The following is a 22,239-nucleotide window of genomic DNA, read 5'->3' as shown; positions in this document are numbered from 1 at the left end:
TTATATTTTATTTCCAAAATGGATTCTGTGTAAAGATATCGTTAGCCGTTTGTGACGGAACGTTATCACTATTTCTAGAAACTTCAGATGCAGGATATAATAATCTTACAGGACGAACGCCATCTGATTCTGCAGGAATTGGCAATCCAGCAGGGAAACCAGTTCTAGTAAGATCAATCCAAGACTCAATAGAAGAAGTACCATTTAAGGCAATCCATTTTTGAGTCATAATTGCTTCGATTTTATTTGGAGAGGAAGCCCAAGAAACATTAGCAATTGGCTGTGCATAATATGCAGCAGCAGCTGTAGATGCATCAGGAACTTCTAAAAATTCATAAGAAGCTGCTATTGCTGCCTCATATAAATCTTGAGCAGAATCACCACCAGTAATATATCCTCTTTCTGTAGCTTCTGCTTGAATAAACAATGCTTCAGCCAAAGACATAATCACTTGATCTTGTTCTGCAGACTTTAACAAACCGGGACCAACATGAGATAAATCAAGGTTAGTGAAACCTGTACCAGGTAAAACTGTAGATTGCTCAGCTCCTTTAAAGTTACCACTTGCAGCTGCTGGCAAATATAATCTTGATAATCTATCATCATTAATAGATGTTAAATATTCTATAGTATGCTTAGAAGCAACTGTAAAATCATTTCTATCCTGTTGTGTACCTGATTCAGCAATAAAATAATCATAAAATGGACTTTGCTTTTCTGCAGATGCAGTATAGCCAGGGTTAGCACTAATGTCAGCAGTAATATAACCGGCACCATTAGCATCTATCGATGCTATTTGACTTGCAATATAAGCATCATCATTAGTATTGCTTAAACGTACTAACATTCTTAATTTAATAGTATTAGCGAATTGAGCCCACTCATCCATATGACCTCCCAAAATAATATCTTGAGTTCCAGGGTCTTCTGCATTATCAGGTAAGTTTAATGCTAAGTTTGCAGCAGATGTTAATGAATCTATTACACTTTTATATACTGTTGCAGCATCATCATACTTTGGTGTAGTATTTTCTCCACGTAAGTTGGCTTCAGTAAAAGGAATATCTCCATACAAATCAACTAGTAATTGATATTGATATCCTTTCATTATTTGTGAAATCGCTTTATAAGTACTATAATCGGCAGCACCTGTAGGATCTGTATAATTCTCAACATACGTTAAGTTCTTAAACATGTATACATAAGATCTCTCAAATATATCATCATAAGAAGTTGCAGTAAAACTATATCTAGCAAATAATGAATTTGCAGACCAGTTTGATGGTGTAGCCCAATTTACTACCAACATATTTCCTAAATAGGTCATATCTGTTCCGTTTAACTGTGCCATCTCTTGTTGAGCTACTGGCAAGGTTAAACTAGGCGTAGAAATTGATGGACTGTTTGGATTTTCATTGACATCCAAAAAGTCATTACAACTTACAGTTAGTATCGCTACGGATAATAACAGTAAAATCGATTTATTTATTTTTATTGTTTTCATTTTCATGTTTTTAAAAAGTTATCGTTAAGTTCAAACCGTATTGTCTTGTAGGAGGACCTTGAGATTGGTTACCTACACCTACAGCATTACCTGTTGTAAAGTTAAATTCAGGATCAGAGTAAACATTGTCTTTTGGTCTAAATGTTAATAAATTTCTACCAAAAATACCGAACTGAATATCTTGAAAACCGATACTGTTTACAAATTGTTCATCTAAATTATATGACAATTGTACTTCTCTTAATTTTAACGTTGTAGCATCAGTAACATAGTTTTCTTTTACGTTATTGTATTCATCCCAAAAAGCATTACCTCCATCTGAAGTCAATCTGTTTGTATTAGCTACATAAACTGGGGCTGCATCAGTACCAGTGTTGTAAGATGAGTTAGGGAATACAAAAGGTTGTCTTCCAGCTGAAACACTATGCTGAGATAAACCGGTAAATTCTAAAGCATCTACTAATTGATTATAAAATACATGACCTGTTCTATAGTCCATAGCTGCGTATAAACTAAATCCTTTATATCTTACACTCGTAGTTAAACCAACTATATATTTAGGAGCAGTTTGACCTTGTGTTTGATTATCACTATCTTGTAATGGATCACCATTAGCACCTACAATTACTCTACCTTGAGGGTCTCTTTCGTAAGCCGTAGTTCTAAGTAATGGGTAAGGAGATCCTACTTCAGCAATAACTTGTGCAGTTGAATAACCACCAAGATCAACTTGTTGAACTCCTTCTGATAATGAAATAACTTCTGATTTATATCCTGAATAATTAACACCTACATTCCAATTGAAATCTTCGTTTTTAAGAATATCACCACTTAATTCAACCTCTAAACCTTGATTCTCTATTTCACCAATATTAGTAAGTGAACTAAGAGCACCTGAAGATGACGCTACATTTATCGGAGCTATTTGATCCGTTGAATTGGTTTGATAAGCTGAAATATTAGCAATTAATCTATTTCTAAAGAAACCCATTTCGATACCTGCTTCAATAGAAGTTGTAAATTCAGGACTTAATCCAGGATCTGCATCTCTACTTGATTGTGATAAACCAACCGTTGTTCCATAAGGAAAACTATATGCCGAAGCATCATCGTAAGAGCTATTACTATCATTTGGAGCAACAAAAACGTTATTTGATTGATATGCACCAGCATCATTACCAGTTTTGGTATAATTGGCATTTAATTTTAAATAGCTAAAACCATTATCTGTTTTTAAACTAGGTATCGCATTGGTTAAAACCAAAGATAGACCAGTACCATAATAGAAATATGAATTGTTTTCAACAGGTAATGCTGAAGACCAATCATTTCTACCAGTACCACTTACATAAAGAAAATCTTTATATCCAAAAGTTACATCTCCATACACACCTACTTTTCTATAATCAGTAGTTCTTTCAGAACCAATCAAATCACCAGTTCTAGTTGAAACATTCCAAAAATCTGGAATAATCAAATCTGATCCACTAACGTCTATTTGTTTAGAGTTAGTAATTCTCATATTTTGTCCAAGAATTAACTTCACATTAAAATCTTCCGTAATATCCTTGTTAAATTTCAATATGAAATCACTGTTAAAACGTGAACTATTGAATGTTTGGTCATATGTTCTAGCTCCATATTCATCCATTTCTGAATAGGTATTTGCTAAATGAAAAGCATAAGTATAGGCTCCAAATTTTCTCTTAAAATTTTGACTAACACCTGTATAACCCATTGTTAAAGATGCGGTCAACCAATCGGTTACATCATAATCTGCAAAACTTACGATATTAAATTCATTACGATCTGTATATTCTCTTTGTGTATCAATGATAAACCAAGGGTTTTCATAAAATCTAAAAAATGAAACTTCATTTCTTGTGAATTTACCAGTTTGCCAGTTTTTCATTTCATTCAAAGGTAAATGTAAAGGAGTGTTTAAAACATTCCAATAAACAGGTCTGTCTTGACGACCACCTTCACCAACTAGATTCGCATGTGATCTAAAGAATGATAAATTACCTCCAACTCTTAATTTGTTAAAAGTTCTACTTCCTTTTAATCTGAAATTTGTTCTGTTATATGTGTCTTTAGGCATAACCCCTTCAACATTACTTTGATCTATAGACATAAGAAAATCTCCATTTTCATCACCACCAGAAACAGTAACACCATTTCTAATAGTAGAACCTGTATTAAAGAAATCTCTATTTCTATTTTTTATTGCTGAGTAAGGTACTTGCCAAACCTCACCATTATCTAAGGTTTCACTCGCATCTACTAATTGACCATCATAACGAGGTCCCCAGTTTACATTTTCTAACGGATAAATGGTTCCATCAGGGAAACCACCAGCACCAAATTCTTCTTGAAGTTCAGGTAAATAAGCTACTTTTTCAGCAGTATAGCTACTTGAAAATTCAACAGATAATTTACCTTTACCTTTTTTCGTGGTAATAATAATTACACCATTTGAAGCTTCAGAACCATAAAGAGCTGCCGCATTAGAACCTTTTAAAACACTAATATTATCAATGTCATTAGGGTTAATTCTGTCTAGAACCCCTCTTGCCGATGGAAAACCATCAATAACAATAAGAGCTTGGTTGTTTCCTAATAAAGATCTATTACCCCTTAGTACTACTCTTGTTTCCGCGTTAACACTATTATTAACAGTGTTAATTTGTAAACCAGAAACTTTACCTACCATAGCAGTAGCAACGTTTACAGCTTTTGTTTTTGTAAGTTCGTCACTTTTTAAGCTTGTTACTGCATAAGAAAGTTCTTTAGGGTTTCTTTCAATACCTAAAGCGGTAACAATAACTTCTTCTAGTACGTTATCGGCTTCTAATACTACATTAATAGTATTTGATGCTCCAACTGTAACTTCTTTTGAAGACATACCAATAAAACTAAATTTAAGTACATCACCTGCACTCGCTTTGATGGAATAATTACCATCAAAATCCGTTTCAGTCCCTGACGTAGTTCCTTTAATTATTATACTTACACCTGGTAACGGTCCTGATTCGTCGGTAACCGTACCGGTGACATTTTTTTCTTGTGCAAACGTTAGTTGCACCATAAACGCTAGTAATAGCGTTAAAAATCCATTAAACTTTGTTTTCATGTTTATTTTTATTTGAATTAATTGTCGCAAAAATGATAAAATTATGTTAATAAAAAAAGTTTTTTAACTAAAAAAGTTAACATAATGTTAAGGTATCGCTAAGAATCTGTTAGTCATATCGGCTTTATGGTGCGTTTTCTATAAAATGCTCCTGATTATTTAGAAAAAATTAATAATCTTTAAATGAAAGCGAGAATTATTTAATTCAATAGCTTGATTTGAATTACCCCCTATGGCGTAACTCAAATTGATAAATCCTAATTTACTTGTAAAAGCATACCCAAGACCCAAAGCGTACAATTGTGAAGTTACCTTATTGTAATTAATATAACCTAAATCGGTTATTGAATAAAGGTAGGAACTATTGTTGGTTGAGTATCTATATTCTAAGTTTAATGTACTATAGGATGATGCAAATACACTTTCCTCATCAAACCCTCTGATACTATTTGAACCTCCAATTCTGAATAGTTCATTGTTATAAAGATTTTTAGAATTAATTAAACTGCTTTGGTTTTGTATAAAAATATAATTTTTTTGGTTTAAGCTCCATAAGAAGTTACTTTTTAAATGAATCTTAATTTGATTGTCTTTTGTGATGCCATTTCTTCTACCAGCAAGTCCTTCTATTATGAATTTGAATTTTGATTTGAAAATATTATGGTTAAGTGGTATGCTGTAATTATAATTTAGGCCCAAGAATAAATTTGAATAATCTTCAATGTTACTGTTAATGTATGACAATAAATTTAATGAGCTTTCTGACTGTAACAAGAGTCCAATAGAATTTCTATTGTCAATTTGATAAGGCAGTGCAAATTTAAATAAGGTATTGACAAAGGAAGAATCTTGTTTATATATATTTAGAGCTAGATATGGAGATAATTTTGAGTTGAACGCAAAGGGTAGTGAAATGTCTAGATTAAATACTTGTCTATTATTACCATTATTCTTCCAGATTAGATTTAAGTTTTCACCCGAATTGAAAAGATTGTTTAATGATAAGTCCAAATAACCATTAAGAGAAAGTCCTTTTCCGGTTTCATTGGAGGTGAAACCAATTAATCCGTCAAATTTGTTTGCATTTTCTTTTTTTAGATTTAAATAAACGATTGTTGAGTCTTTTGTAAAAAGCACTTCAGGAGGTTTTGTTTCAGAAACAAAAGGAATGAAATTAATTGCAGATGATGCTTTGTCAATTTTTTGTTTACTAAATACAGTGTTTTTTTCTATTCCTAATTTATGAATAAGAAAAGTTTTTGGGAAATTACTATAGCCATTTAGAATTACCTTGTCAATTTTTCTAGCGGTAGATTTTTTAATGAATAGGTGTGATTCAATTAATGTGTCATTTTTAATGGTGATATTTTTTAATGAAACTTCAGAAAATGATTTACCTTCTTTTTCGAGTGAATTGGTAATTTGATGTAAGGTGTTTGTCAGTTTTGATGGCTGTACTTCAAAATAGTTTGAGGTTGCGTTTTTTGAATTAGTGGATAGTTGATATTGATTAATTTCTTTTTTATCAAAATAGATTCTAATGTTTTGAATTTGATTTCTGAGATTAAAATAGGCTGTATAGCTACTATCGGTTTTTATCAGGCTGTCAATGCTATGATTTAAAAAGCCAGATTTTTCAATTTCACTTCTTATAGAATCTAAAGTTGTAAATATTGATTTTTCCGTAAAATGACGCTTTTGGTAATGTATATTTTGTAAAAACCATGTTGAAGTGCTGTCAATGGAAGAAATATTCAATTCTATTTTTTGACCATGACAATGATTAAAAAAGAGGATTAAAAAGAGTATATATATATATGGTGTAAATTTCTGTTTCAAATCGGTTCAAAATTAGTTTAAAACTGTTAAAAATGGACTTATTTGAAAATGTTTTTAAAATGATGATAAATTTTAGGCAACACCTGTTTGTAGAAACAGAAATTATTTATACATTTGCACACTCTTAAAAAAGAGGTTTATTTTTAATAAGTAAAATAACAATTAATTTATATGCCAACTATACAGCAATTAGTACGCAAGGGAAGAACCCAAATAACTAAGAAGAACAAATCGGCTGCATTAAATTCTTGTCCACAAAGAAGAGGCGTATGTACACGTGTTTACACTACTACACCAAAAAAACCAAATTCTGCTATGAGAAAAGTAGCTAGGGTAAGGTTGACTAATGGTAATGAGGTGAATGCATACATACCTGGTGAAGGACATAATTTACAAGAGCACTCGATAGTATTAGTTAGAGGAGGAAGAGTAAAAGATTTGCCTGGGGTAAAATATCACGTAGTTCGTGGTGCTTTAGATACTGCAGGGGTTGAAGGACGAACACAAAGACGTTCTAAATACGGAACTAAACGTCCTAAGAAATAATTTTAACGCTTTAATGTAAGAAGTAATGAGAAAAAGAAGTGCAAAGAAAAGACATTTGTTGCCAGATCCAAGATTTCAAGATCAGCTGGTAACTCGTTTTGTAAATAATTTAATGAAGGACGGTAAAAAGTCAGTAGCGTTTAAAGTTTTTTATGATGCGATGGATATCGTTGAAGAGAAAAAACAAGACGAAGAGAAAACATCTTTAGAAGTTTGGAAAGAAGCGTTATCTAACGTTATGCCGCATGTTGAAGTAAGAAGTAGAAGAGTGGGTGGTGCAACATTTCAAATACCAATGCAAATTAGACCAGATAGAAAAGTTTCTATGGCTATGAAATGGATGATTTCATATTCTAGAAAACGTAATGAAAAATCTATGGCTCAACGTTTAGCAAATGAAGTTTTAGCTGCGGCTAAAGAGGAAGGTGCGGCAGTTAAGAAAAGAACTGATGTGCATAAAATGGCGGAAGCTAATAAAGCGTTTTCACACTTTAGATTTTAAGAAATGGCAAGAGATTTAAAATATACAAGGAATATAGGTATTGCCGCTCATATTGATGCGGGGAAAACTACAACTACAGAACGTGTGTTGTTTTACACTGGTGTTTCTCACAAAATTGGTGAGGTACATGATGGTGCAGCAACAATGGACTGGATGGAGCAAGAGCAAGAAAGAGGTATTACAATTACTTCTGCTGCAACTACTTGTGAATGGGTTTTTCCACGTTTGAATGGTGAACCAACTCCTGAATCAAAAAGTTATCACTGTAACATTATTGATACTCCTGGTCACGTTGATTTTACCGTAGAGGTAAATCGTTCGTTGAGAGTACTTGATGGGTTGGTGTTTTTGTTTTCGGCAGTTGATGGTGTTGAGCCACAGTCTGAAACAAACTGGAGGTTAGCTGATAATTATAAAGTACCAAGAATTGGATTCGTTAATAAAATGGATCGTCAAGGCTCAGACTTTATGATGGTAAACAGACAGGTAAAAGAAATGTTAGGTTCTAATGCAGTTCCTATCGTTTTACCTATTGGTGAAGAAGGAGATTTTAAAGGTGTAGTTGATCTAGTTAAGAACAGAGCAATTATATGGCATGAGGAAAATATGGGTGCTACTTTTGATGTAGTTGATATTCCTGAAGATTTAAAAGAAGATGCAAGAAAACATAGAGCTTTATTGATTGAAGAAGTTGCTAGTTATGATGAGAACTTATTAGAAAAGTTCATGGAAGATGAAGATTCAATTACTGAAGATGAAGTACATGCTGCACTAAGAGCTGCGGTTATGGATATGGCAATCATACCAATGATATGTGGTTCGGCATTTAAAAATAAAGGAGTTCAATTCTTATTAGATGCAGTTTGTCGTTATTTACCTTCACCTTTAGATAAAGATGCTATTGTAGGTACTGATCCAGATACAGGTGAAAAAATTGAAAGAAAGCCAGACGTAAAAGAACCATTTGCTGCGTTAGCTTTTAAAATTGCAACGGATCCTTTTGTAGGACGTTTAGCATTTTTTAGAGCGTATTCAGGGCATTTAGATGCTGGTTCATATGTATTGAACAATCGTTCTGGTAAAAAAGAACGTATTTCTCGTATCTATCAGATGCATGCTAATAAGCAAAATGCAATTGATTATATTGAGGCTGGAGATATTGGTGCAGCTGTTGGTTTTAAAAGTATTAAAACTGGTGATACCTTATCAGATGAGAAACATCCTATTGTTTTAGAATCAATGGATTTTCCTGATCCAGTAATTGGTATCGCAGTGGAGCCTAAAACAAAAGTTGATGTTGATAAGCTTGGAGTGGCTTTAGGTAAATTAGCTGAAGAAGATCCAACATTTACAGTGAGAACAGATGAAGCTTCTGGACAAACCATTATTTCTGGTATGGGAGAACTTCACTTAGATATTATTGTTGATAGATTACGTCGTGAATTTAAAGTAGAGGTAGATCAAGGTGAGCCTCAAGTAGAGTATAAAGAAGCATTAACAAAAAGTGCAGAAACTAGAGAAGTTTATAAGAAACAATCTGGTGGACGTGGTAAGTTTGCTGACATTGTATTTGAAATGGGACCAGTTGATGAAGATTTTGTAGGTGAAGGTTTACAGTTTATTGATGTTATTAAAGGTGGACGTATTCCAAAAGAATTTATTCCTTCTGTAGAAAAAGGTTTTGCAGCAGCAATGAAGAACGGACCTTTAGCTGGTTATGAGATGGATTCAATGAAAATTACATTGAAAGATGGATCTTTTCACCCTGTGGATTCAGATGCATTATCTTTTGAATTAGCAGCAAAAATGGGTTATAAATCAGCGGCTAAGGCGGCAGGTGCGGTAATCATGGAGCCTATAATGAAAATGGAAGTGCTTACACCAGAAGAGAACATGGGTGATATTGTAGGTGACTTAAATAGAAGAAGAGGTCAGGTAGTAAGTATGTCAGATAGAGCAGGTGCAAAAGTGATTAAAGGAACAGTACCATTATCAGAAATGTTTGGTTATGTTACATCTTTAAGAACATTGTCATCAGGTAGAGCTACATCGACAATGGAGTTTTCACATTATGAAGCAACTCCATCTAATATTTCTGCTGATGTAATTAAAAAAGCACAAGGTTAATTTACTAAATAGACAAAGATGAGTCAAAAAATTAGAATAAAATTAAAATCTTACGATCATAATTTAGTAGATAAATCTGCTGAGAAAATCGTAAAAACAGTTAAGAGTACAGGTGCTGTTATTAATGGGCCAATTCCATTACCAACACACAAGAAAATATTTACAGTATTAAGATCACCACACGTAAATAAAAAATCTAGAGAGCAATTTCAATTAAGTTCTTATAAAAGATTATTAGATATTTACAGTTCATCATCAAAAACAATTGATGCTTTAATGAAGCTAGAATTGCCAAGTGGTGTTGAAGTAGAGATCAAAGTATAATTATTAAGGGATGCAATTTATTTGTATCTCAACATGTCCTAAGCGGTTGACGAGGGAAAAACGGAAAAAAATACATTCAGGGTTGAATTATTTTTGACCCTATTTTTTTGGAAAAAAAGTAAGTAAATAATAATTAATTAATAAATAAGTAAAATGTCTGGGTTAATAGGAAGAAAAATTGGAATGACCAGTATTTTTGATGACAACGGGAAAAATATTCCTTGTACGGTTATCGAAGCAGGTCCGTGTGTAGTTACCCAAGTCAGAACCAAAGAAGTTGACGGCTATGAAGCCTTACAACTAGGTTTCGATGACAAAGCAGAAAAGCAGACAACTAAAGCGTTAAAAGGACACTTTAAGAAAGCTGGAACAACTGCCAAAAGTCGCGTTGCTGAATTTCAAGGTTTTGATGAGGAGTACAAATTAGGTGATTCAATCACTGTAGAACACTTTAAAGAAGGTGAATTTGTTGATGTTGCTGGTACCTCTAAAGGTAAAGGCTTTCAAGGGGTTGTAAAACGTCACGGTTTTGGTGGTGTTGGTCAAGCAACTCACGGTCAACATAACCGTCTTAGAGCTCCTGGTTCTATAGGTGCAGCATCTTATCCTGCAAGAGTATTTAAGGGTATGAGAATGGCCGGTAGAATGGGTGGTGATAAAGTGAAAGTTCAAAATTTAAGAGTTTTAAAAGTAATAGCTGAAAAGAATCTTATCGTAGTTAAAGGAGCTATTCCTGGTCATAAAAACGCTTACATAACTATTCAGAAATAATGAAAGTAGAAGTTATAGATATCAACGGGAAAAAAACTGGAAGAAAAGTTGAGCTTTCAGATGCGATTTTTGCAATAGAACCAAATAAGCATGCTGTTTATTTAGATGTTAAGCAATTTTTAGCAAATCAAAGACAAGGTACTCACAAAGCGAAAGAAAGAGCTGAGATAAAAGGTAGTACTAGAAAGATAAAGAAACAAAAAGGTACAGGTACAGCACGTGCAGGTTCTATTAAATCTCCAGTTTTTAGAGGTGGTGGTAGAATTTTTGGCCCTAGACCTAGAAGTTATAGTTTTAAATTGAATAAAGGTTTAAAACGATTAGCTAGACAATCAGCACTATCAATCAAAGCAAAAGACAACAATATTGTTGTTGTAGAGAACTTTGAATTTGATGCTCCAAAAACAAAAAACTTTACAAATGTTTTAAATGCTTTAGAGCTAAATAACAAAAAAACGTTGTTTGTGTTGGATGCTTCAAATAAAAATGTATATTTGTCCTCTCGCAATTTAAAAGGCACTAGCGTTGTAAACGCTTCATCATTAAGCACTTACGGAATGCTTAACGCAAATAAAATTGTTCTTACGGAAGGAAGTATAGGAGAAATTGAATCAAATCTTAGCAAGTAATAGCATGAGCATTTTAATAAAACCAATTATTACGGAAAAAGCAAACGAACTGAGTGAATTGCATAATAGATTCACGTTTGAGGTTGATAAGCGTGCAAATAAGATAGAGATAAAGAATGCTGTTGAGAGCACTTATGGTGTTTCAGTTAGTAAAGTTAGAACTTTGAATTACCCGGTAAAACGTAATACAAAATTTACCAAAAAAGGGGTTGTTACAGGTAAAATAGGAGCTTATAAAAAAGCTATTATTGAATTAGCTGACGGAGATAGCATAGATTTTTATAGCAATATTTAAGACGAAAAAAGATGTCATTAAGAAAATTAAAACCAGTAACTCCAGGTCAACGTCATAAAGTATTAAATACTTTTGAAACGTTAACTACTGACAAGCCTGAAAAGAGTTTGTTAGCACCGAAAAAAAGATCTGGTGGTAGAAATAGTGGAGGAAAGATGACCATGCGATATTTGGGTGGTGGTCATAAAAAAAGATACCGTATTATCGATTTTAAAAGAGAGAAAGACGGTATACCAGCTACAGTAAAGTCTATAGAGTATGATCCTAATCGTACTGCTTATATCGCTTTATTAAATTATGCTGATGGTGAAAAAAGATATGTAATTGCTCAAGCTGGTTTACAGGTTGGACAAACAGTATTATCTGGAGAGAAAGCAACGCCAGAGGTAGGTAATGCTAAAATCTTAAAAGATTTACCATTAGGTACAATAATTTCTTGTATTGAATTACATCCTGGTCAAGGAGCAGTTATTGCTCGTAGTGCAGGTTCTTTTGCTCAGTTAATTGCAAGAGAAGGGAAATATGGAACAATCAAAATGCCTTCTAGTGAAGTAAGATTAATTTTACTTACATGTAAAGCAACTATAGGTGTTGTATCTAATTCAGATCATCAATTGGAAGTATCTGGTAAAGCAGGTAGATCTAGATGGCAAGGTAGAAGACCAAGAACTAGACCAGTAGTTATGAATCCAGTAGATCATCCAATGGGTGGTGGTGAAGGTAAATCTTCAGGTGGACATCCAAGATCTAGAAACGGTATTCCTGCAAAAGGATTTAAAACACGTTCTAAGACGAAAGCGAGTAATAAGTATATCGTAGAACGTAGAAAAAAATAAGAGAAAGATATGGCACGTTCATTAAAAAAAGGACCTTACGTTTTCCATAAATTGGAAAAGAAAGTACAAACTAATATAGATTCTGGAAAAAAATCTGTAATCAAAACATGGTCAAGAGCCTCAATGATTACACCTGACTTTGTTGGACAAACAATTGGAGTTCACAATGGTCGTCAATTTGTTCCAGTATATATTACTGAAAACATGGTAGGTCATAAATTAGGAGAATTTTCACCAACTCGTTCGTTTAGAGGACATGGTGGTACGAAAAATAAAGGTAAAAGATAAGCAATGGGAGTTCGAAAAAAATTAAGAGCACAGCAGCTTAAAGAAGATCGCAAAACTAAATTTTTTGCAAAGTTAAATGGTTGTCCAACTTCGCCAAGAAAAATGCGATTGGTTGCTGATCAGATTAGAGGTGTTGAAGTAGAAAAGGCATTAGCTCTTTTGAAATTCAGTCCAAAGGCAGCTTCACGTGATTTAGAGAAGTTGACTTTGTCTGCAATAGCAAACTGGCAAGCAAAAAATGAAGATGCAAATATCGAGGATGCTGGATTATTTGTAAAAGAAATTTATGTTGATAGTGCAGCAATGTTAAAGAGATTAAGACCGGCTCCACAAGGGCGTGCACATAGAATAAGAAAACGTTCTAATCATGTTACTATGATATTAGGAGAAAAAAATAATACAAGCAATTCGTAAATAGTATGGGACAAAAAACTAATCCAATAGGAAATCGTTTAGGAATTATCAGAGGATGGGAATCTAACTGGTATGGTGGAAATGACTACGGCGATAAGCTTGCAGAAGATTATAAAATTAGAGAGTACGTACACACTAGATTGGCTAAAGCAAGTGTTGCTAGAGTTATTATAGAACGTACACTTAAATTGATAACGATAACAATTACTACGGCTCGTCCTGGAATTATTATTGGAAAAGGTGGTCAAGAAGTTGATAAGTTGAAAGAAGAACTTAAAAAGATTACTGGTAAAGAAGTACAGATAAATATTTTTGAAATTAAACGTCCTGAATTAGATGCTTTTTTAGTAGCAACTAGTATTGCACGTCAAATTGAAAATAGAATATCTTATAGAAGAGCAATTAAAATGGCTATTGCTGCAACAATTAGAATGAATGCTGAAGGTATTAAGGTACAAATTTCAGGTCGTTTAAATGGAGCAGAAATGGCACGTTCAGAATCTTATAAAGAAGGAAGAATACCTCTTTCTACATTTAGAGCTGATATTGATTATGCTTTAGTAGAATCTCATACTACTTATGGAAGAATAGGTGTTAAAGTATGGATTATGAAAGGTGAAGTGTATGGCAAAAGAGAATTGTCTCCATTAGTTGGCTTGTCTAAGAAACAAGGTAAAGGTGGTCACAAAGGTGGAGGAAGAAAGCCTCAAAGAAGAAAATAATTTTTTAAAGTTTTAAGAAATGTTACAACCAAAAAGAACGAAATATCGTAAAGTACAGAAGGCTAAAGGGAACATGAAAGGGAATGCCCAAAGAGGTCATAGACTTTCAAACGGTATGTTCGGTATAAAATCTTTAGATCAAGACCTACTTACATCACGTCAGATTGAGGCAGCTCGTATTGCAGCAACGCGTTATATGAAAAGACAAGGAAGTATTTGGATTAAAATATTTCCAGACAAACCTATTACGAAAAAGCCTTTAGAGGTACGTATGGGTAAAGGTAAAGGTGCTCCAGAATATTTTGTAGCTGTGGTAAAACCAGGTAGAATTTTATTCGAAATAGGAGGTGTATCAATCGAAGTTGCTAAAGAAGCACTGAGATTAGCAGCACAGAAACTACCTGTAAGAACAAAATTTATTATCGCAAGAGATTACGAGGAAAACGAGGCCTAAAAGCATAAGAGATGAAACAATCAGAAATTAAAGAATTAGCTGTAGCAGATATACAGGAAAAATTGGCAGGAGTAAAAAAGAACTATTCAGATCTTAAAATGGCACACGCTATCACTCCACTTGAGAATCCAATTCAACTGAAAGATTTAAGAAAGACAGTTGCAAGATTAGCCACAGAATTAACTAAAAGAGAAGTACAGTAATTGTATTCGTATTTACAAGATGGAAAAAAGAAATCTTAGAAAAGAAAGAATAGGAGTTGTTTCAAGTAACAAAATGGAGAAATCTATTGTTGTTAATGAAGTATCAAAAGCAAAGCATCCTATGTACGGAAAGTTCGTTATTAAGACGAAGAAATATGTTGCACATGACGAAAAAAACGACTGCAATGAAGGGGATACTGTAAAGATCATGGAAACAAGACCTTTAAGTAAAACCAAACGTTGGAGATTAGTAGAAATCTTAGAAAGAGCTAAATAATTATGTTACAACAAGAATCAAGATTAAAAGTAGCTGACAATACCGGTGCAAAAGAAGTGTTGGTAATAAGAGTTTTAGGCGGAACAAAAAGGCGTTACGCTTCTGTTGGCGATAAAATTGTAGTGTCGGTAAAACATGCTACACCTAACGGCACAGTTAAGAAAGGACAAGTTTCTAGAGCAGTTGTGGTACGAACAAAAAAAGAAGTACGTCGTAAAGATGGTTCTTATATAAGATTTGATGATAATGCATGTGTATTGTTAACACCAACTGAAGAGATGAGAGGTACTCGTGTTTTTGGACCAGTGGCTAGAGAACTTCGTGAAAAACAATTCATGAAAATTGTATCACTAGCACCTGAAGTGCTTTAAAATTATAGATGATGATAAAGATCAAACTAAAAACAGGCGATACTGTTAGAGTAACAACAGGAGAAGATAAAGGTAAAGAAGGAAAGATTGTTAAAATTCTTAAAGATAAGAACAAAGCAGTTGTAGAGGGTGTTAATATGGTATCTAAACATACGAAACCAAGTGCTCAAAATCCTCAAGGTGGAATTTCAAAATTTGAAGCTCCTATCCAAATATCTAACATTATGTTAGTAGAAAATGGCAATACCACTAGAGTGGGATATAAAATTGAGGGCGACAAAAAAGTAAGATTCTCTAAAAAATCAAAAGAAATTATTTAGTTATGGCATACGTACCTAGACTTAAAGAAGAATATAATAGCAGAATTAAAGCTGCTTTAACCGAAGAGTTCGGCTATAAAAATATTATGCAAGTTCCTAAATTACAAAAAATTGTAATTAGCAAAGGTGTAGGTGCTGCAGTAGCTGATAAAAAGTTAATTGATTATGCTCTTGACGAAGTGACCAAAATATCTGGTCAAAAAGCAATAGCAACTATGTCTAAGAAAGATGTTGCATCGTTCAAATTACGTAAAGGAATGCCAATTGGTGTTAAAGTTACGTTACGTGGACAAAAGATGTACGAATTTTTAGATAGATTAGTAACAGCATCATTACCACGTGTAAGAGATTTTAGAGGTATAAAATCTACGGGTTTTGACGGAAGAGGTAATTACAATTTAGGAATTATTGAACAAATTATTTTTCCTGAGATTGATATTGATAAGGTGAATAAAATTAGTGGTATGGATATTACTTTTGTAACTTCTGCCGATACTGATAAAGAAGCAAAATCATTGTTAAACGAATTAGGTTTACCATTTAAAAAAAATTAAGACATGGCTAAAGAATCAATGAAAGCCCGTGAGGTAAAAAGAAGAAAAACAGTAGCTAAATATGCTGAGAGACGTAAAGCTTTAAAAGAAGCTGGCGATTTCGAAGGATTACAAAAGTTACCTAAAAACGCTTCTCCTGTTCGATTACACAATCGTTGTAAATTAACAGGAAGACCTAAAGGGTATATGAGAACCTTCGGAATTTCTCGTGTAACATTTCGTGAAATGGCTAACCAAGGTTTAATACCTGGTGTTAGAAAAGCGAGTTGGTAAAATTATAAATTGGTTTCAGGTTTAACCTAAATGTTAAAAACCAAAACCGTAATTAAATATATATGTATACAGATCCTATTGCAGATTATTTAACAAGAATTAGAAATGCAGCGAATGCAGGACTAAGAGTTGTTGAAATACCAGCTTCTAACTTAAAGAAAGAAATGACTAAGATTTTATTTGATCAAGGTTATATCTTAAGTTATAAGTTTGAAGAAAATAAAGTTCAAGATTCTATTAAGATTGCTTTGAAATATGATAGTGTTTCAAAACAGCCTGTAATTAAGAAAATTGAAAGAATTAGTAAACCAGGTTTACGTAAATATGTAAATACTTCTGATTTACCAAGAGTTTTAAATGGTCTTGGTATTGCGATAGTGTCAACCTCTAAAGGTGTGATGACTAACAAACAGGCCAAATTGGAAAATGTTGGTGGAGAAGTTTTATGTTACGTTTACTAATAAAGAATAAGAGATGTCAAGAATAGGAAATAATCCAGTGGCGATTCCAGAAGGAGTTACTATAGATGTTAAAGATAATGTAGTTACCGTTAAAGGGAAATTAGGCGAATTAACGCAAGAATATTCTAATGTAACTATTAAAGTTGAAGACGGAAATATTTTAGTAACACGTCCTTCAGATAGTAAAGAAGATAAGGCAAAGCATGGTTTATACCGAGCTCTTATGTTTAATATGATTGAAGGAGTTTCTAAAGGTTGGTCAAAGGAGTTAGAATTAGTTGGTGTTGGTTATAGAGCTAGTCATCAAGGACAAAGGTTAGATTTAGCTTTAGGGTTTTCGCATAATATTGTTTTAGATTTGGCTCCAGAAGTTAAAGTGGAAACCGTATCAGAAAAAGGTAAAAATCCAATTGTAAAATTAAGTTCTTTTGACAAGCAATTAGTAGGACAGGTAGCAGCTAAGATTCGTTCTTATCGTAAACCAGAGCCTTACAAAGGAAAAGGAATTAAATTTGTAGGAGAAGAATTAAGAAGAAAAGCAGGTAAATCTGCATAATAAATAGATATTATGGCATTATCAAAGCTTCAGAGAAGACAAAGAATTAAGCAAAGAATTAGAAAAATTGTTTCAGGTACAAATGAAAAGCCAAGGCTTTCAGTATTTAGAAGTAATAAAGAAATTGATGCTCAATTAATAGATGATATTACTGGTAACACATTGGTTGCAGTATCATCAAGAGATAAAGGAATTGCTGCCAAAGGCACAAAAATTGAAGTAGCTGCTGCAGTAGGTAAAGCATTGGCTGAAAAAGCGACAAAATCTGGAATAGAAGGTGTTGCTTTTGATAGAAATGGTTATTTATACCACGGTAGAGTAAAGGCTCTTGCGGATGGAGCAAGAGAAGCAGGATTAAAATTTTAATTAAGATTTATGTATCAAAAATACGGAAACGTTGAACACGTAAAACCAAGTGGATTAGATTTAAAAGATCATTTGGTTGGAGTACAAAGGGTTACTAAAGTAACAAAAGGTGGTAGAACATTTGGTTTTTCAGCAATTGTTGTTGTTGGTAATGAAAATGGTGTTGTAGGTCATGGTCTTGGAAAATCTAAGGATGTTGCCTCTGCTATTGCAAAAGCTATTGAAGACGCTAAAAAAAATTTAATAAGAATACCAATCATAAAACATACAATACCTCACGAACAAAAAGGTAAGTATGCTGGTGCAAAAGTATTTTTAAAACCTGCTACTCATGGTACTGGTGTAATTGCTGGTGGTGCTGTACGTATGGTATTAGAATCTGTTGGTGTACATGATGTATTATCAAAATCACAAGGTTCTTCAAATCCTCATAACGTGGTAAAAGCAACTTTTGATGCTTTATTGCAAATGCGTGATGCAAATACTATTGCTAAAGAAAGAGGAATTTCTTTAAACAAAGTTTTTAACGGATAAAACTAAGAGGAGATGAAAAAAATTAAAGTAAAACAAGTACGTAGTCAAATCAGACGTCCTCAAGATCAAAAAAGAACTTTAGAGTCATTGGGTTTACGTAAATTGAATCAGGTTGTTGAGCATGATGCTTCACCAACTATTCTAGGTATGGTAAATAAAGTTAAACACTTAGTTTCTGTAGAGGAAGTTAAATAAGATAACGATATGGAATTAAACAACTTAAGACCTGCCAAAGGTGCAGTTAAAAGTAAAGCGAAAAGAATAGGTAGAGGTCAAGGATCTGGAAAAGGTGGTACAGCTACAAGAGGTCATAACGGTGCTAAGTCTCGTTCTGGTTATTCTAAGAAAATAGGATTTGAAGGTGGTCAAATGCCAATTCAACGTCGTTTACCTAAATTTGGGTTTACTAACATTAACCGAAAAGAATACGCGGCTATAAATTTAGATACCTTACAAACTATGGTAGATAATGGTAGCATTAAAGATACAGTTACTTTTGAAATTCTAGTTAATAATGGAGTTGTTGGTAAAAATGACTTGGTTAAAATTTTAGGTAGAGGAGAATTAAAAGCGAAATTAGATATTACTGTACATAAATTTACTGCAACAGCAAAAGAAGCTATTGAAAAGGTAGGTGGAAAAGCAGTAACATTATAAGAAATAAATGAAAAAATTTATAAGTACCATACAAGATATTTGGAAAATTGAAGAGTTAAGAAATAAGATTATCTTAACGCTTGGATTAATGGTTGTTTATCGTTTAGCTGCTCAAGTAACATTGCCAGGTATTGATGGAACTCAATTAACAAATCTTGCTAATAAGACTAGTGATAATAATTTATTAGGATTGTTAAATGCCTTTACTGGTGGAGCATTTGCTCAAGCTTCAGTAATGGCATTAGGTATTATGCCTTATATTTCTGCATCTATTGTGGTACAGTTGATGGGTATAGCAGTACCTTATTTACAAAAATTACAGAAGGAAGGTGAAAGTGGTCGTAAAAAAATCAATCAAATAACACGTTGGTTAACCATTGGTATTTTACTATTACAAGCTCCTGCTTATATTGCAAGTTTACCAAGTTTAGGTATTCCTGAAACAGCATTTTTATTAGGTAGAGGGCCGTTATTCTGGTTTTCATCTATTCTTTTACTAACTACGGGTACTGTGTTTGCAATGTGGTTGGGTGAAAGAATTACTGATAAAGGTATTGGTAATGGTATTTCATTATTAATTATGATTGGTATTATCGCACGATTACCATCAACATTTATGCAAGAATTTACTTCTAGGGTTACACAATCTAATGGAGGTTTATTAATGGTTTTAATTGAAGTAATACTTTGGTTGGTAGCTATTTTAGCATGTGTTTTCTTAGTCACCGCGGTTCGAAGGATAGCTGTTCAGTATGCTAGGCGTACAGTTGCAGGTAATGTTGAAGATGCTGCTGGTGCAAGACAATACATTCCATTGAAATTAAATTCATCTGGTGTTATGCCGATAATATTTGCTCAAGCTTTAATGTTTGTGCCTCAGTTATTATCAAGTGCAGAAAATAATACCTTGAAGTCTATGGGTATTGCTTTTCAAGATATGTTTGGTTTTTGGTATAATGTAGTGTTTGCGATCTTAATTATAATTTTCAGTTATTTTTATACAGCAATTACAATTCCTACCAACAAAATGGCAGATGATTTGAAAAGGAGTGGAGGCTTTTTACCAGGAATAAGACCAGGTAAAGAAACGGCTGACTATTTAGATACTATTTTATCAAGAATAACATTTCCAGGTTCAATATTTTTAGCTCTGTTGGCTATACTACCAGCTTTTATTGTAAAAGCAGGGGTGCAACCGGGTTGGGCAATTTTTTATGGTGGTACATCATTATTAATTATGGTGGGTGTTGCTATAGATACAATACAACAAATAAATTCACATTTATTAAATCGTCACTATGATGGTTTAATGAAAACAGGAACTAATAGAAAATCAGTAGTATAATATGGCAAAACAACAAGCAATAGAGCAAGACGGAACAATAATTGAAGCATTGTCAAATGCAATGTTTCGCGTTGAGCTAGAAAATGGTCATATTGTAACCGCACACATTTCAGGTAAAATGCGTATGCACTACATTAAATTACTACCTGGAGATAAAGTAAAATTAGAAATGAGTCCTTATGATTTAACTAAGGCTCGAATAACTTACAGATACTAAAAATATAACGATGAAGGTAAGAGCATCAGTAAAAAAGAGAAGTGCCGACTGCAAAATAGTTCGCAGAAAAGGTAGATTATATGTAATCAATAAAAAGAATCCTAGATTTAAACAAAGACAAGGATAATTATGGCAAGAATAGCGGGTATAGATATACCAAAAAACAAAAGAGGAGTTATTTCATTAACTTACATCTACGGTGTTGGCAGAAATAGAGCAAAAGAAGTTTTAGCCAATGCGAAGGTAGATGAAAACACGAAAGTTCAAGATTGGACTGATGATGAAATCAGTAGAATTAGAGAACAAGTTGGTACTTACACTATAGAAGGTGAATTACGTTCTGAAACTCAAATGAACATTAAGCGTTTAATGGATATTGGATGTTATAGAGGTATTCGTCATAGATCAGGTTTACCATTAAGAGGTCAAAGAACTAAGAATAATTCTAGAACTAGAAAAGGTAAAAGAAAAACTGTTGCTAACAAAAAGAAAGCAACTAAATAATTTATAAGGGTTTGTGCTAGTAGTTATCTTTTTAACTTACTTTGTACAATCTACTAATGACTATTAATTATGGCAAAAACAAGTTCAAAAGCGAGTTCAAAAAAACGTAAAGTTATCGTTGATGCTATTGGTGAGGCTCACATTCAAGCTACATTCAATAATATCATAATTTCTTTAACGAATAAAAAAGGAGATGTTATTTCTTGGTCTTCTGCAGGTAAGCAAGGGTTTAGAGGTTCTAAAAAGAACACACCTTATGCTGCTCAAACTGCAGCTGAAGATTGTGCTAAAGTTGCACATGAAGCAGGATTGAGAAAAGTGAAAGTATATGTAAAAGGTCCAGGTAATGGTAGAGAATCTGCTATTAGAACCATACATAATGCTGGTATTGAAGTAACTGAAATAATTGATGTTACTCCATTACCTCACAACGGATGTCGTCCTCCTAAAAGACGTAGAGTATAAGTTGAATTAATTTCAACTGCTCAAGTAAAAAATACTGAATATAATTTAGTAACTGTTAATATAAATTTTAATCAATTAGAAGGAAATATAGATTATCGAAGGATAAGCCTTAATTCATAATCCCTTTTATAAAACAAAAAGAAATGGCAAGATATACAGGACCCAAAACTAAAATAGCTCGTAAATTTGGCGAGGCAATCTTCGGAGATGATAAATCATTCGAAAAAAGAAATTATCCTCCAGGACAACACGGAAACAACCGTCGTCGTGGTAAAAAATCTGAGTACGCTGTCCAGTTAATGGAAAAGCAGAAAGCAAAATACACTTACGGAATTTTAGAACGTCAGTTTAGAAATTTATTCGAAAAAGCATCTAGAAGTAGAGGTATTACGGGTGAGATTTTAATTCAATTATGTGAATCTCGTTTAGATAACGTTGTTTTCAGAATGGGTATTTCTCCTTCTCGTAGTGGAGCTCGTCAATTAGTTTCTCACAGACATATAACTGTTAATGGTGAATTAGTTAATATTCCTTCTTATTCTTTAAAAGCAGGTGATGTTATCGGAGTTAGAGAAAAATCTAAATCTTTAGTGGCTATTGAAAATTCATTAGCTAATAATAGTGCAGTATTTGAGTGGTTAAACTGGAATAGTGATACAATGCAAGGTACTTTTGTAACTGTACCAGAAAGAATTCAAATTCCAGAAAATATTAATGAACAATTTATTGTAGAATTATACTCTAAATAATTA

Annotated in this window: 33 protein-coding genes; 30 read left to right on the top strand and 3 right to left on the bottom strand. The window is 33.1% G+C overall.

Going from position 1 to position 22,239, the window contains the following annotated elements; translation table 11 throughout:
* Positions 1 to 7: 7 nt before the first annotated feature.
* From FF125_RS17125 to FF125_RS17115, 3 genes are all read right to left on the bottom strand, one after another.
* Positions 8 to 1,504, bottom strand: coding sequence for a SusD/RagB family nutrient-binding outer membrane lipoprotein (locus FF125_RS17125; RefSeq protein WP_138950919.1), 1,497 nt, complete (start codon positions 1,502 to 1,504; stop codon positions 8 to 10).
* Positions 1,505 to 1,514: 10 nt separating this feature from the next.
* The gene (locus FF125_RS17120; protein ID WP_138950918.1) at positions 1,515 to 4,637 is read right to left on the bottom strand and encodes a SusC/RagA family TonB-linked outer membrane protein; all 3,123 of its coding nucleotides are present in this window, start codon (positions 4,635 to 4,637) and stop codon (positions 1,515 to 1,517) included.
* Positions 4,638 to 4,796: 159 nt separating this feature from the next.
* The gene (locus FF125_RS17115; RefSeq protein WP_138950917.1) at positions 4,797 to 6,476 is read right to left on the bottom strand and encodes a ShlB/FhaC/HecB family hemolysin secretion/activation protein; all 1,680 of its coding nucleotides are present in this window, start codon (positions 6,474 to 6,476) and stop codon (positions 4,797 to 4,799) included.
* A gap of 171 nt (positions 6,477 to 6,647) precedes the next feature.
* Between FF125_RS17115 and rpsL the strand changes: the two genes are divergently transcribed.
* From rpsL to rpsD, 30 genes are all read left to right on the top strand, one after another.
* Positions 6,648 to 7,022 (top strand): 30S ribosomal protein S12, encoded by a 375-nt coding sequence (gene rpsL, locus FF125_RS17110; RefSeq protein WP_117879401.1) that lies wholly within the window; start codon positions 6,648 to 6,650, stop codon positions 7,020 to 7,022.
* 25 nt (positions 7,023 to 7,047) lie between these two features.
* Entirely contained in the window at positions 7,048 to 7,524 is a 477-nt protein-coding gene (rpsG, locus tag FF125_RS17105) for a 30S ribosomal protein S7 (RefSeq protein ID WP_117879400.1), read from the top strand.
* Between the two features lie 3 nt (positions 7,525 to 7,527).
* Positions 7,528 to 9,651: an elongation factor G gene (gene fusA / locus FF125_RS17100; protein ID WP_138950916.1), complete on the top strand. Its 2,124-nt coding sequence runs from the start codon at positions 7,528 to 7,530 to the stop codon at positions 9,649 to 9,651.
* Positions 9,652 to 9,669: 18 nt separating this feature from the next.
* Positions 9,670 to 9,975: a 30S ribosomal protein S10 gene (gene rpsJ, locus FF125_RS17095; protein ID WP_117879398.1), complete on the top strand. Its 306-nt coding sequence runs from the start codon at positions 9,670 to 9,672 to the stop codon at positions 9,973 to 9,975.
* A 153-nt stretch (positions 9,976 to 10,128) separates the two neighbouring features.
* Entirely contained in the window at positions 10,129 to 10,746 is a 618-nt protein-coding gene (gene rplC, locus FF125_RS17090; protein WP_138950915.1) for a 50S ribosomal protein L3, read from the top strand.
* On the top strand, positions 10,746 to 11,375 hold the full coding sequence (rplD, locus tag FF125_RS17085; protein WP_138950914.1) for a 50S ribosomal protein L4: 630 nt from the start codon (positions 10,746 to 10,748) through the stop codon (positions 11,373 to 11,375). Before rplC ends, rplD begins: the two co-directional genes overlap by 1 nt.
* 4 nt (positions 11,376 to 11,379) lie before the next feature.
* Positions 11,380 to 11,670 carry a 50S ribosomal protein L23 gene (rplW, locus tag FF125_RS17080; RefSeq protein WP_138950913.1) on the top strand — a complete coding sequence of 97 codons (291 nt, stop codon included), beginning with the start codon at positions 11,380 to 11,382 and terminating at the stop codon, positions 11,668 to 11,670.
* A gap of 11 nt (positions 11,671 to 11,681) precedes the next feature.
* Complete coding sequence (gene rplB, locus FF125_RS17075; RefSeq protein WP_138950912.1) at positions 11,682 to 12,506, top strand: 50S ribosomal protein L2; 825 nt, start codon at positions 11,682 to 11,684, stop codon at positions 12,504 to 12,506.
* A gap of 9 nt (positions 12,507 to 12,515) precedes the next feature.
* The gene (rpsS, locus tag FF125_RS17070) at positions 12,516 to 12,794 is read left to right on the top strand and encodes a 30S ribosomal protein S19 (RefSeq protein WP_117879393.1); all 279 of its coding nucleotides are present in this window, start codon (positions 12,516 to 12,518) and stop codon (positions 12,792 to 12,794) included.
* A gap of 3 nt (positions 12,795 to 12,797) precedes the next feature.
* On the top strand, positions 12,798 to 13,208 hold the full coding sequence (rplV, locus tag FF125_RS17065; protein ID WP_117879392.1) for a 50S ribosomal protein L22: 411 nt from the start codon (positions 12,798 to 12,800) through the stop codon (positions 13,206 to 13,208).
* 5 nt (positions 13,209 to 13,213) lie between these two features.
* Positions 13,214 to 13,930 (top strand): 30S ribosomal protein S3, encoded by a 717-nt coding sequence (gene rpsC / locus FF125_RS17060; RefSeq protein ID WP_138950911.1) that lies wholly within the window; start codon positions 13,214 to 13,216, stop codon positions 13,928 to 13,930.
* 19 nt (positions 13,931 to 13,949) lie between these two features.
* Positions 13,950 to 14,384, top strand: coding sequence for a 50S ribosomal protein L16 (rplP, locus tag FF125_RS17055; RefSeq protein WP_117879390.1), 435 nt, complete (start codon positions 13,950 to 13,952; stop codon positions 14,382 to 14,384).
* A gap of 11 nt (positions 14,385 to 14,395) precedes the next feature.
* Positions 14,396 to 14,587, top strand: coding sequence for a 50S ribosomal protein L29 (gene rpmC / locus FF125_RS17050; RefSeq protein ID WP_138950910.1), 192 nt, complete (start codon positions 14,396 to 14,398; stop codon positions 14,585 to 14,587).
* Positions 14,588 to 14,606: 19 nt separating this feature from the next.
* The gene (rpsQ, locus tag FF125_RS17045; protein ID WP_117879388.1) at positions 14,607 to 14,864 is read left to right on the top strand and encodes a 30S ribosomal protein S17; all 258 of its coding nucleotides are present in this window, start codon (positions 14,607 to 14,609) and stop codon (positions 14,862 to 14,864) included.
* A 2-nt stretch (positions 14,865 to 14,866) separates the two neighbouring features.
* Positions 14,867 to 15,235 (top strand): 50S ribosomal protein L14, encoded by a 369-nt coding sequence (rplN, locus tag FF125_RS17040; protein WP_117879387.1) that lies wholly within the window; start codon positions 14,867 to 14,869, stop codon positions 15,233 to 15,235.
* Between the two features lie 11 nt (positions 15,236 to 15,246).
* The gene (rplX, locus tag FF125_RS17035; RefSeq protein WP_117879386.1) at positions 15,247 to 15,555 is read left to right on the top strand and encodes a 50S ribosomal protein L24; all 309 of its coding nucleotides are present in this window, start codon (positions 15,247 to 15,249) and stop codon (positions 15,553 to 15,555) included.
* A gap of 2 nt (positions 15,556 to 15,557) precedes the next feature.
* Positions 15,558 to 16,109, top strand: coding sequence for a 50S ribosomal protein L5 (rplE, locus tag FF125_RS17030; protein ID WP_138950909.1), 552 nt, complete (start codon positions 15,558 to 15,560; stop codon positions 16,107 to 16,109).
* A gap of 3 nt (positions 16,110 to 16,112) precedes the next feature.
* Complete coding sequence (rpsN, locus tag FF125_RS17025) at positions 16,113 to 16,382, top strand: 30S ribosomal protein S14 (RefSeq protein ID WP_138950908.1); 270 nt, start codon at positions 16,113 to 16,115, stop codon at positions 16,380 to 16,382.
* A gap of 62 nt (positions 16,383 to 16,444) precedes the next feature.
* On the top strand, positions 16,445 to 16,843 hold the full coding sequence (gene rpsH / locus FF125_RS17020; protein WP_117879383.1) for a 30S ribosomal protein S8: 399 nt from the start codon (positions 16,445 to 16,447) through the stop codon (positions 16,841 to 16,843).
* A 13-nt stretch (positions 16,844 to 16,856) separates the two neighbouring features.
* The gene (rplF, locus tag FF125_RS17015; RefSeq protein ID WP_138950907.1) at positions 16,857 to 17,399 is read left to right on the top strand and encodes a 50S ribosomal protein L6; all 543 of its coding nucleotides are present in this window, start codon (positions 16,857 to 16,859) and stop codon (positions 17,397 to 17,399) included.
* Positions 17,400 to 17,411: 12 nt separating this feature from the next.
* On the top strand, positions 17,412 to 17,765 hold the full coding sequence (rplR, locus tag FF125_RS17010; RefSeq protein ID WP_138950906.1) for a 50S ribosomal protein L18: 354 nt from the start codon (positions 17,412 to 17,414) through the stop codon (positions 17,763 to 17,765).
* 9 nt (positions 17,766 to 17,774) lie between these two features.
* Positions 17,775 to 18,299, top strand: coding sequence for a 30S ribosomal protein S5 (gene rpsE, locus FF125_RS17005; protein ID WP_117879380.1), 525 nt, complete (start codon positions 17,775 to 17,777; stop codon positions 18,297 to 18,299).
* Between the two features lie 12 nt (positions 18,300 to 18,311).
* Positions 18,312 to 18,494: a 50S ribosomal protein L30 gene (gene rpmD / locus FF125_RS17000; protein ID WP_117879379.1), complete on the top strand. Its 183-nt coding sequence runs from the start codon at positions 18,312 to 18,314 to the stop codon at positions 18,492 to 18,494.
* Between the two features lie 9 nt (positions 18,495 to 18,503).
* On the top strand, positions 18,504 to 18,956 hold the full coding sequence (gene rplO / locus FF125_RS16995) for a 50S ribosomal protein L15 (RefSeq protein ID WP_117879378.1): 453 nt from the start codon (positions 18,504 to 18,506) through the stop codon (positions 18,954 to 18,956).
* Between the two features lie 7 nt (positions 18,957 to 18,963).
* Positions 18,964 to 20,301, top strand: a complete 1,338-nt coding sequence (gene secY, locus FF125_RS16990; protein WP_138950905.1) for a preprotein translocase subunit SecY — start codon at positions 18,964 to 18,966, stop codon at positions 20,299 to 20,301.
* Between the two features lies 1 nt (position 20,302).
* The gene (infA, locus tag FF125_RS16985) at positions 20,303 to 20,518 is read left to right on the top strand and encodes a translation initiation factor IF-1 (protein WP_117879376.1); all 216 of its coding nucleotides are present in this window, start codon (positions 20,303 to 20,305) and stop codon (positions 20,516 to 20,518) included.
* A gap of 10 nt (positions 20,519 to 20,528) precedes the next feature.
* Positions 20,529 to 20,645 (top strand): type B 50S ribosomal protein L36, encoded by a 117-nt coding sequence (gene ykgO / locus FF125_RS16980; protein ID WP_013305171.1) that lies wholly within the window; start codon positions 20,529 to 20,531, stop codon positions 20,643 to 20,645.
* Positions 20,646 to 20,647: 2 nt separating this feature from the next.
* Positions 20,648 to 21,022, top strand: a complete 375-nt coding sequence (gene rpsM, locus FF125_RS16975) for a 30S ribosomal protein S13 (protein ID WP_117879375.1) — start codon at positions 20,648 to 20,650, stop codon at positions 21,020 to 21,022.
* Positions 21,023 to 21,091: 69 nt separating this feature from the next.
* Positions 21,092 to 21,487 (top strand): 30S ribosomal protein S11, encoded by a 396-nt coding sequence (gene rpsK, locus FF125_RS16970; protein WP_138950904.1) that lies wholly within the window; start codon positions 21,092 to 21,094, stop codon positions 21,485 to 21,487.
* Between the two features lie 143 nt (positions 21,488 to 21,630).
* Positions 21,631 to 22,236 (top strand): 30S ribosomal protein S4, encoded by a 606-nt coding sequence (rpsD, locus tag FF125_RS16965; protein WP_117879373.1) that lies wholly within the window; start codon positions 21,631 to 21,633, stop codon positions 22,234 to 22,236.
* Positions 22,237 to 22,239 lie beyond the last annotated feature (3 nt).

Origin of the sequence: Aureibaculum algae (assembly GCF_006065315.1) — a bacterium.
GTDB classification, from domain to species: Bacteria; Bacteroidota; Bacteroidia; order Flavobacteriales; family Flavobacteriaceae; genus Aureibaculum; species Aureibaculum algae.
This window is presented reverse-complemented; position numbering and strand designations above follow the sequence as displayed.